Origin of the sequence: Burkholderia sp. 28_3, from assembly GCF_003253915.1 — a bacterium.
In the GTDB taxonomy this organism is placed as follows: domain Bacteria; phylum Pseudomonadota; class Gammaproteobacteria; order Burkholderiales; family Burkholderiaceae; genus Burkholderia; species Burkholderia cenocepacia.
Window position 1 is genome coordinate 44,857 of record NZ_QKZF01000018.1, and the last position, 16,665, is coordinate 61,521.

General features: G+C 71.2%; 3 protein-coding genes. 1 reads left to right on the plus strand and 2 read right to left on the minus strand.

All coding sequences use genetic code 11. The features are described from left to right. Positions 1-86: 86 nt before the first annotated feature. Positions 87-2,579 (minus strand): xanthine dehydrogenase family protein molybdopterin-binding subunit, encoded by a 2,493-nt coding sequence (locus DFS13_RS28920; RefSeq protein ID WP_111442414.1) that lies wholly within the window; start codon positions 2,577-2,579, stop codon positions 87-89. A gap of 21 nt (positions 2,580-2,600) precedes the next feature. Continuing rightward, the gene (locus DFS13_RS28925) at positions 2,601-3,059 is read right to left on the minus strand and encodes a (2Fe-2S)-binding protein (protein ID WP_006498103.1); all 459 of its coding nucleotides are present in this window, start codon (positions 3,057-3,059) and stop codon (positions 2,601-2,603) included. A gap of 737 nt (positions 3,060-3,796) precedes the next feature. Here DFS13_RS28925 and DFS13_RS28930 point away from each other — a divergent pair. Further along, positions 3,797-16,513: an autotransporter-associated beta strand repeat-containing protein gene (locus DFS13_RS28930; protein WP_111442415.1), complete on the plus strand. Its 12,717-nt coding sequence runs from the start codon at positions 3,797-3,799 to the stop codon at positions 16,511-16,513. Positions 16,514-16,665: the final 152 nt, after the last annotated feature.

The window sequence follows — 16,665 nt, forward strand, 5'->3', positions numbered from 1 at the left end:
AAGGGCGAAGGGCGAAGGGCGAAGGGCAATGCGGCCGGCGGCCCGGCGGGGTGCGCCGGGCGCGGCCGCTTGCCGGAACGTCTACGTCACACCGTGCCTTTCTTCAGATCCTCGATACACGGAATGCCCGCGCGCCGTTTCGGCCGCAGGAATTTCGGCACCGTGGGCGCCTGGCCGACGCCCGCGTGGCTTTGATCGGCCTTGGGCTTCAACGCGGCCGGCTTGACCTTGTGCGGCAACCGGCAGCCGCCGGCCGGCAGGTCGCCGTACGGATCCTCGTCGGCCGCCGCCGCGGGGGCCGCCGGCATCGCGGGCGCGGCCGCCGCGACCAGCATCGGCGCGAACGGCAACGCATGCACCCGCTCGCCGGTCAGCACGAACGCCCCGTTGGCCACCGCCGGCGCGATCGGCGGCACGCCGGCGTCGCTCAGCCCGGTCGGCTGAGCGTCCGACGGAACGAAGAAGACATCCACCGGCGGCGCTTCCTGCATGCGTATCGGCGAATAGTCGGCGAACCCGGCGTTGCGGACCGCGCCATGGTCGACGTCGATCGCGAAGCCCGGCTTCGTCGTCGCGAGACCGAACAGCGCGCCGCCCTGGATCTGCGCTTCCGCACCGGTCGGGTTGACGATGCGCCCCGCATACACGCCGGCCGTCACGCGATGCACGTGCGGTTGTTGCGCTTCGATCGACACTTCCGTCACGTACGCGACGACCGAGCCGGCCGTTTCGTGCATCGCGACCCCCCACGCGTGCCCGGCCGGCAGCGTGCGGATGCCGTAGCCGGACTTGTCGACGGCCAGCGCGAGCGCCTGGCGATGCGCGGTGTGCTCGGGGCCGGCCAGCCGCGCCATCCGGTACGCGACCGGATCCTGCCGCGCCGAGTGCGCGAGCTCGTCGACCAGCGTTTCCATCACGAACGCCGTATGCGTGTTGCCGCCCGAGCGCCAGGTCTGGACCGGCACGTCGGCGTCGGTCTGATGGACCGATACCTGCATCGGGAAGCCGTACGGGCTGTTCGCGACGCCTTCGGTCAGGTTGGGATCGGTGCCGCGCTTGAGCATCGTCGTGCGCTCGAGCGGCGAGCCCTTCAGCACCGACTGGCCGACGACCACATGCTGCCAGTCGCGCACCGCGCCGCTGCCGTCCACGCCGATGTCGACGCGATGCAGCACCATCGGGCGGTAATAGCCGCCGCGCAGATCGTCCTCGCGCGTCCAGATCGTCTTGACCGGGCCGAGATGGCCGGCCGCGAGGTACGCGGCGGACACGTGGGCGGCTTCGACCACGTAGTCCGACGTCGGCGTCGAGCGCCGGCCATAGTCGCCGCCCGACGTCAGCGTGAAGATCTGGACTTTCTCCGGCGCGACGCCGAGCGCCTTCGCGACCGCCGCGCGGTCGCTCGTCTGCAGCGACGAGCCGCCCCAGATCTTGATCCCGCACGCGCAGCTCGCCGGCCCGACGTCGACCGTGCAGCTGAGCGGCTCCATCGCCGCATGCGCGAGATACGGAAATTCGTAATCCTTCCGAATGCGCGTGGCCGCCGGCGGCGCGCTGCCCGCGTCGGCCGTGCGCACCACGGTGCCCGGCGTGCCGGCGAGCTGCTTGTACGCCTGCATCTGTTCGGATGACGTGACGGTCGAGCCGGCGTCCTTCCACGTGATCTTCAGCGCATCGCGGCCGAGCTTGGCCGGCCAGTAGCCGTTCGCGATCACGGCCACGCCGGTGCCGCCGCGATCGGTCGGAATCTCGACGACCTCGACCACGCCCTTGACGGCGCGGGCCGCGGCCGCATCGTAGCTCGCGACCTTGCCGCCGAAGCGCGGCGGGCGCGCGACCACGGCCACCATCGTGTCCGGCAGACGCCAATCCATCCCGTACTTGAGCGTGCCGTCGAGCATCCCGCGCGCGTCGATGCGCGGCGTCGGCTTGCCGATGATGCGGAACTGGTCCGGCGACTTCAACGACACCCGCTGCGGTACCGGCATCGCCATCGCGGCCGGTGCGAGTTCGCCGTAGGTCGCGCGGTAGTTGCCGGACGTCACGACACCGTTCGCCGTCCGGCAGGTGGCGGGATCGACGTTCCAGCGCTGCGCGGCCGCGGCGACGAGCATCGCGCGAGCGGAGGCGCCGAGTTCGCGGTACTGCGCGAACGAGTGATTGACCGACGTCGAGCCGGCCGTCATCTGGATACCCGTCACCGGGTCCTTGTACGGCTCGCCCGCCGGCGCGAGCACGGTGCGCACGTTGCGCCAGTCGGCATCGAGTTCGTCGGCCAGCGCCATCGGCAGCGCGGTGCTGACGCCCTGGCCGGACTCGGTGCGGTTGACGGCAACGGTCACGGTGTTGTCCGGCGCAATGATCAGGAATGCTTGAGGTGGCGAAGGCTGAACGGTTCTGCCGGCTTCGGCCCGCGCCCGCGTCGGCGCGATGCCGAGCGCGAGGCAGCCGCTCGCCGCCATCGTCAGCTTCAGGAAGCCGCGCCGGCCGGGCATCGGAGCATCGGCTCCGGTGACGGAGGATGCATCGCGGTGGGGGGCGTTGGCGCTTGCCGGACGCCCGAAAGTGCGGATACGCATGGTCAAAGTCTCCCGGCAGGCTCAGGCAAGCGCGCGAGCCGCATCGTGAATCGCGGCACGGATGCGCTGGTAAGTCGCGCAACGGCACAGGTTGCCGGCCATCGCGCGGTCGATGTCGGCGTCGGTCGGCGCCTTGTTGCCGCGTAGCAGGCCGGCCGCGCTCATCATCTGGCCGCTCTGGCAGTAGCCGCATTGCGCGACGTCGTGCCGGAGCCACGCGTCGAGGACGGCCTTGCCGACCGCATCGTCGGCGAGATGTTCGGACGTCGTGATGCGCGCATTCCCGACCGCCGACAGCGCCAGCGTGCAGCTTCGGGCCGGGCGGCCGTCGACATGCACGGTGCAGGCGCCGCAGTCGCCGGTGCCGCATCCGAACTTGGTGCCGGTCAACCCGAGGTTGTCGCGCAGCACCCAGAGCACCGGCGTCGACGGATCGGCGTCGATCTCGGCCGGCCGGTCGTTGATATTCAACGTCACCATCGTGAAGTTCTCCCTTGGACACCTCGTTATCGCCCGCGGACCAAAAACACAATGCGGCGGATCTGAATCAATTAAAGCAGATCCGGTAAAAAGTCGGCATCCGGGAATTTGAGTTTTTTGCCTTTCTTAATAATTTGCGTGATTAATTTAATAAGAATCGCTTTCATCCTGAATGCAAAATGGTTAATGAAGATGAAAGAGTGTTGAGTTTTGCCAAAAAAATGTCGGCCCCATGGAAAACGTTTGCGAGTCGAGCCTATATTTGACTCGCGATCACTCCTGGAGACACGTGGATCGGACGGCAGGCACCGACCAAACGATAGGCGGGGCAAGGGACGCACGGTTGTTCGACGGCACCGGGGCGGCGTTTGATTGTCGGGCGGGAGGCCCCGTCGCTGCAGGATTTCGGCGTGGAGGCCTCGTTGGCCTGTATAGACAGAGGTGCGAGGAAAGCCGCTCGCCGGGGCAATGCCCTGGTTTGATGAAAAACAATCGTTTCTAATTAGTGGAAAATTTACCGGGTGACGAAGGGGGCTTAAAAGTAAAATATGCCGATTCAATAATTCTCGCCGATTGATTCTCGTTTGTTTTTAATCCAGCCATCCGCTTCGGACTGGTGACGGGACGGTGTTTTTCCAAAAAACATCGAATAGCGTATTCCGGTATTTACCTCCGGCATTTTGAATGCGGCGAGGGAATGCCCGGTGTCGTCGATTCTCTTATGGGAAGGTGTGATTATGCGTATGCGCATGGGCTCGAACAAAAAGCGCGCGGAAGCACGTCCGAAACTCCTCGTGCCGACCGGCATGCTGGTCGCGCTGGTCGGCGCCGGGATCGTTCCCGCCGATGCACTGGCCGCCTGCGTCGGAACCACGACCGTCAGTTGTACCGGAGCCACCACCACCTATTCGAACGGCGCGAACAATCTCAACCTGACCGTCGGGTCCGGCGCGACCGTCTCCGTGGTGCCGCTGATCGGCGGCACCGCGCTGTCGCTGACGGGCAGCGGCGTCACGCTGACCAACAACGGCAGGATCGACCCCGCGTTGTCCGGCTTGAGCCTCGTGTCGAACGGCACGGTCGTCGGCAATATCGCGTCGGCGAGCACGGTCAACGTCACGAACGCCAGCACGGGCGTGATGATGGGCTCGACGAGCTCGCTGCTCAACGGGCCCGCGCTGACGGTCTACAACGGTATCGGCGGCACGACGAACATCACGAACGCCGGCACGATCGGAACGACCGGCCTGCTCGGCTTCAGCGCGGGGCCCACCGCGCAGGTCGTGACCACGTCGGGCGGTGCACAGGTCAACTTCACCAACGCGAGCGGCGGCGCGATCAACGGTTCGGTGGTGCTCGCACCCAGCGGGACGCCGGGCGCGGGGAACACGTTCACCAACGCCGGCACCGTCACGGGCAACGTGTCGCTGGGTGCGGCGCTCGGCACGTCGAACACGTTCAATGCGCAGACCGGGTCGTCGGTCGGGCTCGGCGTCGATGCCGGGCTGGGCGGCAACAACACGCTGAACCTGCAACTGAACCCGGCCGCCGGCAGCTCCGCGAGCGGCACCCTGGCGGTCGATACGTACGGCAATTTCACGCATCTCGCGGTGCAGGGCGGGACATGGAACATCACCGGCGCGTCGAGCGCGGCAGACGCGTCGCTGGCGGGCGGCACCGCGATCATCAACAACAGCGCGGGACTGGGTCTCGGGACGATCGCGGCCGGCGGCGGCACGCTGGAAGCCGGCACGGCCGGTCTCAACCTGCTCAACAACGTGACGCTCGGCGCGGACCTGACGGTGGATGGCGCGACAGGGCTCGCGTTGTCGGGCACGATCGCCGGCGGCGGCGCGCTGAAAGCGAGCGGCACCGGCACGCTGACGCTGAACGGCGCCAATTCGTTCACGGGCGGAACGAACCTGACGGGCGGCGGCGGGCTCGTGGTCGGCACCGACACGGCGCTCGGCGGCGGCGCGCTGAACGTGTCGGGCGCGGGCGGCACGCTCGGCACGAGCGTCGGCGGCACGCTGCTCGGCAACGCGGTCAATATCGATACCGGCGTCACGCTGGGCCTGAACGGCTCGGCCGGTCTCGGGCTGAGCGGCGCGATCGCCGGCAACGGCGGGCTGGCGCAAACCGGCCCGGGCATCACGACGCTGCTCGGCCCGAACACGTTCGCGGGCGGCACGACGCTGAGCGGCGGCGGGATCGTCGCCGGCACGGGCGCGGCGCTCGGCACGGGCGCGCTGCATGTGACCGGTACGGGCGGCTCGCTCGCGACGAACGTCGGCGGCACGCTGCTCGGCAATGCGGTCAATCTCGATGCAGGCGCCACGCTCGGCCTGAACGGGGCGAACGGCCTGAGCCTCGGCGGCACGATCGCCGGTAACGGCGGCCTTGCGCAAAGCGGCACGGGCACGACGACGCTGCTCGGCGCGAACACGTTCTCGGGCGGCACGGCGCTGAGCGGTGGCGGGTTGATCGCCGGCAACGGCGCGGCGCTCGGCACAGGCGCGCTGAACGTATCCGGGACGGGCGGCACGCTCGCCACGAACGTCGGCGGCACCGTGCTCGGCAATGCGGTGAATCTTGGCGCAGGCGCGACGCTCGGCCTGAACGGCGCGGCCGACCTGAGCCTCGGCGGCGTGATCGGCGGGAGCGGCCAACTGGCGCAAACCGGTGCCGGCACGACCACGCTGCTCGGGACGAACACCTTCACGGGCGGCACGACGCTGAGCGGCGGCGGCCTCGTCGCCGGCAACGGCGCGGCGCTCGGCACGGGCGCGCTGAACGTATCCGGCACGGGCGGCACGCTCGCGACGAACGTCGGCGGCACCGTGCTCGGCAATGCGGTCAACCTGGGCGCGGGCGCGACGCTCGGCCTGAACGGCGCGGCCGATCTCGGCCTGAGCGGCGCGATCTCGGGCGCGGGCGGCCTGGCGCTCGGCGGCACCGGCGCCACGACGCTGTCCGGCGCGAACACGTTCACGGGCGGCGCGAGCCTGACGGGCGGCGGCAGCCTGATCGTCGAAGGCGGCAGTGCGCTCGGTATCGGCGGCGCGTTGAACGTGAGCGGCCTCGGCGGTTCGCTGAGCGCGGATCTGGCCGCCGGCGCGGCACTCGCGAACGGCATCAACCTGAACGGCGCATCGCTGACGCTGAACGGCGCGAACGACCTCGGCCTGAGCGGCGCGATCGGCGGCACCGGCGGTCTCGTGCTGAGCGGCACGGGGACGACGACGCTGTCCGGCGCGAACACCTTCGGCGGCGGCACGACGCTGAGCGCCGGCACGCTGCTCGCCGGCAGCAATACGGCGCTCGGCAGCGGCGCGCTGAACGTCGCCGGTACGGGCGGTGCGCTCGGCGCGAGCGTGAACGGCACCGCGCTGGGCAACGCGGTGAATCTCGGCGCAGGCGCGACGCTCGCGTTGACCGGCGCGAACGATCTGGGCCTGAACGGCGTGATCGCCGGGAGTGGCGGTCTCGCGCAAATCGGTTCGGGCATCACGACGTTGAGCGGCGCGAACACGTTCTCGGGCGGCACGACGCTGAGCGGCGGCGGACTCCTCGCCGGCAACGGCGCCGCACTGGGCACGGGGGCGTTGAACGTGACGGGCACGGGCGGCTCGCTCGGCACGACCGTCGGCGGCACCGTGCTCGGCAACGCGATCCAGCTCGGCGCGGGCGCGGCGCTGACGGTTGGCGGCCCGAACGATCTCGGCCTGAGCGGGCTCATCTCCGGTGCCGGCGGCCTGTCCGTGAACGGCCCGGGCACGACGACGCTCACCGCGGCCGAGACGTTCACCGGCGGCACCACGATCGGCAGCGGCACGCTCGCGATCGGCGCGGGCGGCAGTCTCGCCGCGTCGAGTCCCGTCAACCTGACGGGCGCCGGTGCGCACTTCAACATCGGCGGCGCGACCACGCCGCAGTCGATCGGCACGCTGTCGGGTGTCGCGGGTTCGACGATCGATCTCGGGGCGAACAACCTGACGCTGGCCGGCAGCGGCAGCGGCGTCTTCGCGGGCGACATCGGCGGGGCGGGCGGGCTGACGCTTGCCGGCACCGGCTCGCAGGCGCTCACCGGCAACAACACGTATGCGGGCGGCACCGCGCTGACGGGCGGCAGCCTGGTGGTCGGAAGCGGGACTGCGCTCGGCCTCGGCGCACTCGACGTCAACGGCTCGGCTTCGCTCGGCGCGAGCGTGCCGGGCGTGACGCTCGGCAACGCGGTGAACCTCGGCACCGGCGTCACGCTGGGGCTGAACGGCGCGAACGATCTCGGCCTGAGCGGCACGATCGCCGGGAACGGCGGCCTCGCGCAAACCGGCACGGGCACGACGACGCTGCTCGGCGCGAACACGTTCTTGGGCGGCACCACGCTCACCGGCGGCGGGCTGATCGCCGGCAACGGCGCGGCGCTCGGCACGGGCGCGCTGACGGTCGCGGGCACGGGCGGCACGCTCGCCACGAACGTCGCCGGTACCTTGCTCGGCAACGCGGTGAATCTCGGCGCGGGCGCGACGCTCGGCCTGAACGGCGCGGCCGACCTGAGCCTGGGCGGCGTGATCGCCGGCGACGGCGGGCTCGCGCAAACCGGCAGCGGCACGACGACGCTGCTCGGCGCGAACACGTTCACCGGCGGCACGACGCTGAGCGGCGGCGGGCTCATCGCCGGCAACGGCTCGGCGCTCGGCACGGGCGCGTTGAACGTCGCCGGCGCGGGCGGCTCGCTCGGCACGAGCGTCGGCGGCACGGTGCTCGGCAACGCGGTGAATCTGGGCGCGGGCGCGACGCTGACGGTGGGCGGTGCGAACAATCTGGGCCTCGGCGGCGCGATTTCGGGCGGCGGCAATCTGGCGGTGACCGGCCCGTCGATCACGACGCTCACGGGCGCGGGCAGCTACACCGGCAACACGACGATCGGCAACGGCAGCACGCTCGCGGTCGGCGCGGGCGGCGCGCTGTCGGGCGGCAGTGTGTTCGATCTGGCCGGCGCGGGCGCGACGCTCGACCTGAGCGCGGCCACGTCGCCGCAGACGACGGGCGGGCTGGTCGGCGCGGCCGGCTCGGCGGTGAATCTCGGCGGCAACACCCTGACGCTCGGCGGTTCCGGCAACGGCACGTTCGGCGGCACGATCGGCGGTGCCGGCGGGCTGACGATGGCCGGCACCGGCACGGAGACGCTGACCGGCGCGAACACGTACGGCGGCGGCACGACGATCAACAGCGGCACGCTCGCGATCGGCGCGGGCGGCAGCCTGGCCGCGGGCGGTGCAGTGAATCTGGGCGGCGCCGGCGCAACCTTCGACCTGAGCGGCGCAGGGCTGCCGCAGGCGATCGGCGCGCTGTCGGGCGTAGCCGGTTCGACGGTGAATCTCGGCGGCAACGGCCTGACGCTGGGCGGCGCCGGCAGCGGCACGTTCGGCGGCACGATCGCGGGGGCAGGCGGCAGCCTGACGCTGTCGGGCACGGGCAGCGAAACGCTGACCGGCATCAACACGTACACGGGTGGCACGAACCTGACGGGCGGCGGCACGCTGGTCGCCGGCAACGGCGCGGCGCTCGGTACCGGCGCGTTGAACCTCGCCGGCGCAGGCGGCACGCTGGCCGCGAGCGTCGCCGGCACGACGCTGAACAATGCCGTCAATCTCGGCACGGGTTCGGCGCTGACGCTCGGCGGCACGAACGACCTGGGCCTCGGCGGCATCATCGCCGGCGGCGGCAGCCTCGCGCAAACCGGCAGCGGCACGACCACGCTCACCGGCGCGAACCTCTACACGGGCGGCACGACGCTCGGTGCCGGCGGCTTGTCGGTCGGCAACAACACGGCGCTCGGCACGGGCACGCTCAACGTCACCGGCAGCGGTGGCGCGCTCAGCGCAAGCACGGCGAACCTGCTGCTGGCGAACGCCGTCGATCTGGGCATCGGTTCGACGCTGAATCTCGGCGGCGCGTTCGACTTCGGCCTGGGCGGCACGATCTCCGGCGCAGGCGGCGTCGTGCAGTCCGGCTCGGGCACGACCACGCTCGGCGGCGCGAACACCTACGGCGGCGGGACGACGTTGAGCAGCGGCGGACTGAGCGTGGGCAGCAATACGGCGCTCGGGTCCGGCGCGTTGAACGTGACCGGCAACGGCACACTGAGCGCGAGCGTAAACGGCACGACGCTCGGCAACGCGGTCACGCTCGGCGCGGGCGCGACGCTCGGGCTGAACGGCGCGAACGATCTCGGCCTGAGCGGCACGATTTCCGGCAGCGGCGGCCTCGCGCAAACCGGTGCGGGCACCACGACGCTCACCGGCACGAACACCTATGACGGCGGCACCACGTTGAGCGGCGGCGGGCTCGTCGCCGGCAACGGCAGCGCGCTGGGTACCGGCGCGCTGAACGTCACGGGCGCGGGCGGCTCGCTCGGCACGAGCGTCGGCGGCACGACGCTCGGCAATGCAGTGAATCTCGGCGCGGGGGCGACGCTGACCGTTGGGGGTGCGAACGACCTCGGGCTCGGCGGCGGGATCTCGGGCAGCGGCGGCCTGTCGGTCAGCGGCCCGTCGACGACCACGCTCACCGGCGTGAACACCTATACCGGCAACACGACGATCGGCGGCGGCAGCACGCTGGCGGTCGGCGCGGGCGGCAGCCTGTCGGCAGGCAGCGCGCTCGATCTCGCGGGCACGGGCGCGGCGCTCGACATCAGCGCGGCGACCACGCCGCAAACGAGCGGGATGCTGTCCGGCGTGGCGGGCACGAACGTGAATCTCGGCGGCAACACGCTGACGCTGGCCGGTACCGGCAACGGTAACTATGCAGGCACGATCGGCGGCACTGGCGGGTTGACGATGGCAGGCACCGGCACGGAAACGCTGACCGGCACCAACACGTACACGGGCGCGACGACGATCAACAGCGGCACGCTCGCGATCGGCGCGGGCGGCGGCCTGTCCGCGAGCAGCCCGGTAAATCTGGCCGGTGCGGGCGCAACCTTCGACGTCAGCGGCGCGACCACGCCGCAGACGACGGGCACGCTGTCGGGTGTCGCGGGTTCGACGGTGAACCTCGGCGGCAACAACCTGACGCTCGGCGGCGCGGGCAACGGCACGTATGGCGGCACGATCGCGGGTGCGGGCGGCAGCCTGACGCTGTCGGGCACCGGCACCGAAACGCTGACGGGCAACAACACGTACACGGGCGGCACGACCCTGAACGGCGGCGGCACGTTGATCGCGGGCAGCGGTTCGGCGCTCGGCACGGGCGCGCTGAACACGAGCGGCGCAGGCGGCACGCTCGGCACCAGCGTGGCCGGCACGACGCTCGGCAACGCGGTGAATCTCGGCGCGGGGTCGACACTGACGGTTGGCGGTGCGAACAATCTCGGCCTCGGCGGCGCGATCAGCGGCAGCGGCAATCTCGCGGTGAACGGCCCGTCGACGACGACGCTCACCGGCGCCAGCTCGTACACCGGCAACACGACGATCGGCGGCGGCAGCACACTGGCGGTCGGCGCGGGCGGCAGCCTGTCATCGGGCAGTGCGATCGATCTGGCCGGCGCGGGCTCGACGCTGGACGTGAGCGCGGCCACGTCGCCGCAGACGACCGGCACGCTGTCGGGCGCGGCGGGTTCGGCGGTGAACCTCGGCGGCAACACGCTGACGCTCGGCGGGTCGGGCAACGGCACGTTCGGCGGAACGGTCGGCGGCACGGGCGGGTTGACGCTGTCCGGCACCGGCACCGAAACGCTGACGGGGACCAACACGTACACCGGCGCGACGACGATCAACAGCGGCACGCTCGCGATCGGCGCGGGCGGCAGCCTGTCCGCGAGCAGCCCGGTGAACCTGACCGGTACGGGCGCAACCTTCGACGTCAGCGGCGCGACCACGCCGCAGACCACGGGCACGCTGTCGGGCGTGGCCGGTTCGACGGTGAACCTCGGCGGCAACAACCTGACGCTCGGCGGCACGGGCAACGGCACGTATGGCGGCACGATCGCCGGCGCGGGCGGCAGCCTCACGTTGTCGGGCACCGGCACCGAGACGTTGACCGGCAACAACACGTACACGGGCGGCACGACCCTGAGCGGCGGCGGCACGTTGATCGCGGGCAGCGGCTCGGCGCTCGGCACCGGTGCGCTGAACACGACCGGTGCAGGCGGCACGCTGGCCGCGAGCACGCCGGGCACGACGCTCGGCAACGCGGTGAATCTCGGCGCGGGGTCGACGCTGACGGTCGGCGGTGCGAACGATCTCGGCCTCGGCGGCGCGATCTCGGGCGGCGGCAACCTCGCGGTGAACGGTCCGTCGACGACGACGCTGTCGGGCGCGAACACCTACACCGGCAGCACGACGATCGGCGGCGGCAGCACGCTGGCGGTCGGCGCGGGCGGCAGCCTGTCGTCGGGCAGCGCGATCGACCTGTCCGGCACCGGCGCCACGCTCGACCTGAGCGCGGCCACGTCGCCGCAGACGAGCGGCGCGCTGTCCGGCGGCACGGGCACGAACGTCAACCTGGGCGGCAATACGTTGACGCTCGGCGGCGCAGGCAGCGGCACGTATGGCGGCGTGATCGGCGGCACGGGCGGGTTGACGCTGTCGGGCACCGGCACCGAAACGCTGACGGGCAACAACACGTACACCGGTGCGACCACGATCAACAGCGGCACGCTCGCGATCGGCGGCAACGGCAGCCTGTCGTCGAGCAGCCCGGTCAGCCTGACGGCGGCCGGCGCGACGCTCGACCTGAGCGGCGCCGCCTCGCCGCAATCGACCGGCGCGATCTCGGGCGTGGCCGGCTCGACGGTGAACCTGGGCAACAACAACCTGACGCTTGGCGGGTCGGCCAGCGGCACCTACGCGGGCAACATCGCCGGCACCGGTGGCGTGACGATGTCGGGTACCGGCACCGAAACGCTGACGGGCAGCAATACGTACACCGGCGCGACCACGATCAACAGCGGCACGCTGGCGATCGGCGCGGGCGGCAGCCTGTCGGGGACGACGCCGGTGAGCCTGACGGGTGCGGGCGCAACCTTCGATCTGAGCGGCGCGACCACGCCGCAGACGACGGGCACGCTGTCGGGTGTCGCCGGTTCGACGGTGAACCTCGGCGGCAACAACCTGACGCTCGGCGGTTCGGGTAGTGGTACTTACGACGGCACGATCGCGGGTGCGGGCGGCAGCCTGACACTGGGCGGCACGGGCACCGAGACGCTGAACGGGACGAACACGTATACGGGCGGCACGAGCCTGACGGGCGGCGGCACGCTGATCGCGGGCAACGGTTCGGCGCTTGGCTCGGGCGCGCTGAACACGAGCGGCGCGGGCGGCACGCTCGGCACGAGCGTGGCCGGCACGACGCTCGGCAACGCGGTGAATCTTGGCGCGGGTTCGACGCTGACGGTGGGCGGCGCCAACAACCTCGGCCTGAGCGGCCCGATCTCCGGTGGCGGCAACCTGGCGGTGAGCGGCCCGTCGACGACGACCCTCAGCGGCGCCAGCTCGTACACCGGCAACACGACGATCGGCAACGGCAGCACGCTGGCGGTTGGCGCGAGCGGCAGCCTGTCGGGCGGCAGTGCGGTCGATCTGGCCGGTGCAGGGGCGACGCTCGATCTGAGCGCCGCCACGACGCCGCAGTCGACTGGCGCGTTGTCGGGCGTAGCGGGCTCGACGGTGAACCTCGGCGGCAATGCACTGACGCTCGGCGGTTCCGCCAACGGGACGTTCGGCGGCACGATCGCCGGCACGGGCGGCAGCCTGACGCTGTCGGGCACGGGCACCGAAACGCTGAACGGGACGAACACGTACACGGGCGGCACGACCCTGAGCGGCGGCGGCACGCTGCTCGCGGGCAACGGTTCGGCGCTCGGCACGGGCGCGCTGACTACGACCGGCGCAGGCGGTTCGCTCGGCACGAGCGTGGCCGGCACGACGCTGACCAACGCGATCGGTCTCGGCGCGGGGTCGACGCTGACGGTGGGCGGTGCGAACAATCTGGGCCTGGGCGGCGCGATCGTCGGCAGCGGCAATCTCGCGGTGAACGGTCCGTCGACGACGACGCTGACCGGCGCCAGCTCGTACACCGGCAACACGACGATCGGCAACGGCAGCACGCTGGCGGTCGGCGCGGGCGGCAGCCTGTCGGCGGGCAGCGCGGTCGATCTGTCGGGTACGGGCGCCACGCTGGACTTGAGCGCCGCGACGACGCCGCAGACCACGGGCGTAGTGTCGGGCGTGTCGGGTTCGACCGTGAACCTGGGCAGCAACACGCTGACGCTGGGCGGCGCCGGTAACGGCACGTACGGCGGCACCGTCGCCGGCACGGGCGGGTTGACGCTGTCGGGCAGCGGCACGCAGACGCTGACTGGCACCAACACGTACACCGGCGCGACGACGATCAACAGCGGCACGCTGGCGATCGGCGCGGGCGGCAGCCTGTCCGGCAGCAGCCCGCTGAACCTGGCCGGTGCGGGCGCAACCTTCGACGTCAGCGGCGCGACCACGCCGCAGACGACGACCGCGTTGTCGGGTGTCGCCGGTTCGACGGTGAACCTCGGCGGCAACACCCTGACGCTCGGCGGGTCGGGCAGCGGCACGTACGGCGGCACGATCGCCGGCACGGGCGGCAGTCTGACGCTGGGCGGCACGGGCACCGAGACGCTGACCGGTTCGAACACGTATTCGGGCGGCACGAACCTGACCGGTGGCGGCACGCTGGTCGCGGGGAATAACACGGCGCTCGGTACCGGCGTGCTGAATGCGAGCGGTGCGGGCGGCACGCTGGCTGCCGGCACGCCGGGCACGACGTTGAACAACACGGTGAACCTCGGTACGGGATCGACGCTGACGGTCGGCGGCGCGAACAACCTCGGCCTGGGCGGCGCGATCTCGGGTGGCGGCACGCTCGCGGTCAACGGTCCGGCGACGACGACGCTGTCGGGTGCCAACACCTACACCGGTGGCACGAGCGTCACCGGCGGCGGCACGCTGGTGGCCGGCACGCCGACCGCACTCGGCAGCGGCACGCTGAGCGTCGGCGGCAACGGTGGCACGCTCGGCACCAGCGTCGCGGGCACGACGCTCGGCAACGCGGTGAATCTTGGCGCGGGTTCGACGCTGACGGTGGGCGGCGCCAACAACCTCGGCCTGAGCGGCCCGATCTCCGGTGGCGGCAACCTGGCGGTGAGCGGCCCGTCGACGACGACCCTCAGCGGCGCGAACGCGTACACGGGCGGCACGACGATCGGCAACGGCAGCACGCTGGCGGTCGGCGGCAGCGGCGGCCTGTCGGCGGGCAGCGCACTGACGCTGGCCGGCAACGGCGCGACGCTCGATGTCAGCGCGGCCACGACACCGCAGACGGCGAGCGCGCTGTCGGGCGCCGCCGGTTCGACCGTGAATCTCGGCGGCAATACGCTGACCGTGGCCGGTCCGACGGGCGGTTCGTTCGGCGGCACGATCGCCGGCACCGGCGGCTTCGCGGTGCAGGGCGGCGGCACGCAGACGCTGACGGGCGCCAACACGTACACCGGCGGCACGACGATCGGCAGCGGCAGCATGCTCGCGCTTGCCGGCGCAGGCAGCCTTGCGCCGACGAGCCCGGTGATTCTCGCGGGCAGCGGCGCGACGCTGGACCTCACGGGGTCGGCCGCACCGCAGTCGATCGGCACGCTGTCGGGCACGACGGGTTCGAACGTGAACCTCGGCGCGACGCCGCTGACCGTCAATTCCGCCGGCACCAGCTCGTTCGCGGGCACGCTGTCGGGTACCGGTCCGCTGACGCTGGCCGGCACGGGTGCACAGGTGCTGAGCGGGACCAACACGCTGTCCGGGCCGACCACCGTGACGGGCGGCACGCTCGCGGTCACCGGTTCGCTGGCCAACTCGCCGGTGACCGTCGGCAACGGCGCGACCGTCACCGGGACGGGCACGATCGGCGGCCTGGTCGTGTCGGGCGGCGGCACCGCATCGGTCCTCCAGCTCGGGCAGCCGCTGAAGGTCGCGGGCAACGCGACCTTCCAGCCGGGCTCGACGCTGCAGGTCGGCGCCACGCCGCAACAGAGCGGCGGTCTCGACGTGACCGGCTCCGCCACGCTCAACGGTGGATCGGTACAGGTCGTCGCGGCCACCGGGCAATACCAGCCGGGCAAGCTCTACACCATCGTGAATGCCGGTGCGGGCGTGCAAGGGCAGTTCAGCGCGGTGAACTCGACGTATGCGTTCCTCGCGCCGACGCTCACGTATAACCCGGCGCAAGTGCTGATGTCGCTGACGCCGAACGGCACGCCGTTCTCGTCGGTCGCGACGACACCCGACGGGCAAGCGGTGGCGGGTGCGGTCGGCACGCTCGGCGCCGGCAACCCGCTGTTCGATACGGTGCTGACGTCGGATGCGCCGACCGCGAACCGCGCGTTCACGCAACTGGCTGGCGATCTGTATCCGAGTACGCGCAGCGTGCTGTTGTCGGATAGCCGCTACGTGCGCGATGCGGTGCTCGATCGTGCGCGGCTCGGTTCGCAGCCGGGCGGGGCGCTGTGCGGATGCGAGGCACCGGTGTCGGCGGACGATCATTCGGCGGCGCTCGACCGGCGCATGGCCGCGGAGAATGGCTGCACGCCGGCCAAGTCGTACAAGCCCGCGGTGTGGGGCCGGCTGTACGGTTCGCATAGCCGGTTCGACGGCGACGGCGTCGCGTCGATCGATCGCAACCTGTATGGCTTCGTCGTCGGCACGGATGCGGAAGTCAGCAGCCACTGGCGCGTCGGTATCGCGGGCGGTGCGTCGCGCAGCCAGCTCAATACCGACCAGAACGAGTCGGCGAAGGTCAACGGCGAGACGATCGCGCTGTACGCGAGCGGCCGGTACAACGCGTGGAACGTGCGCGGTGGCGTGTCGCAGTCGTGGTACCGCGTGCATAGCGAGCGCAATCCGTCGTTCGGCAGCTTCTCCGATCACGATACCGCCAGCTACGACGCGAACGCGACGCAGGTGTTCACCGAGATCGGCTACTCGACGGCGTTCCGTAACGTCGCGCTCGAACCGTTCGTCGGCCTCGCGTACGCCAGCCTGCACACCGACGGCTTCAAGGAGAACGGCGGCGCGGCGGCGTTGCAGGGCGATTCCGATACGACGGGCCTCGGCTTCTCGACACTCGGCGTGCGGGCCTCGACCGACGTCGCGGTCACGACGAAGGGCAAGGTCACGGCGTTCGGTACCGTCGGCTGGCGGCACGCGTTCGGCAATACGCAGCCGGCGTCGAGGCTGTCGTTCGCGAGCGGCGGCTCGCCGTTCAGCGTCACCGGCGTGCCGGTCGCGCGTGATGCGGCAGTGCTCGAGGTCGGTGTCGATGCGGCCATCACGAAGAACCTGTCGCTCGGGCTGTCCTACAGCGGCCAGATCGGCGGCAGCATCAGCGACCACGCGCTGTACGGCAATCTGTTGTGGAAGTTCTGAGGAGAGGGGCGGCGGCCGCTTGCGATGGAATCGTCGTGAGCGGCCGATCGTTTGACGATCGTTCGATGATCGTCAGATTGTTGATTCGTTTTGCAGAAGTTTCGTGATGCAGATCGATTTTCATGAAGTGCGTCACGCGGTGTCCGGTGTCC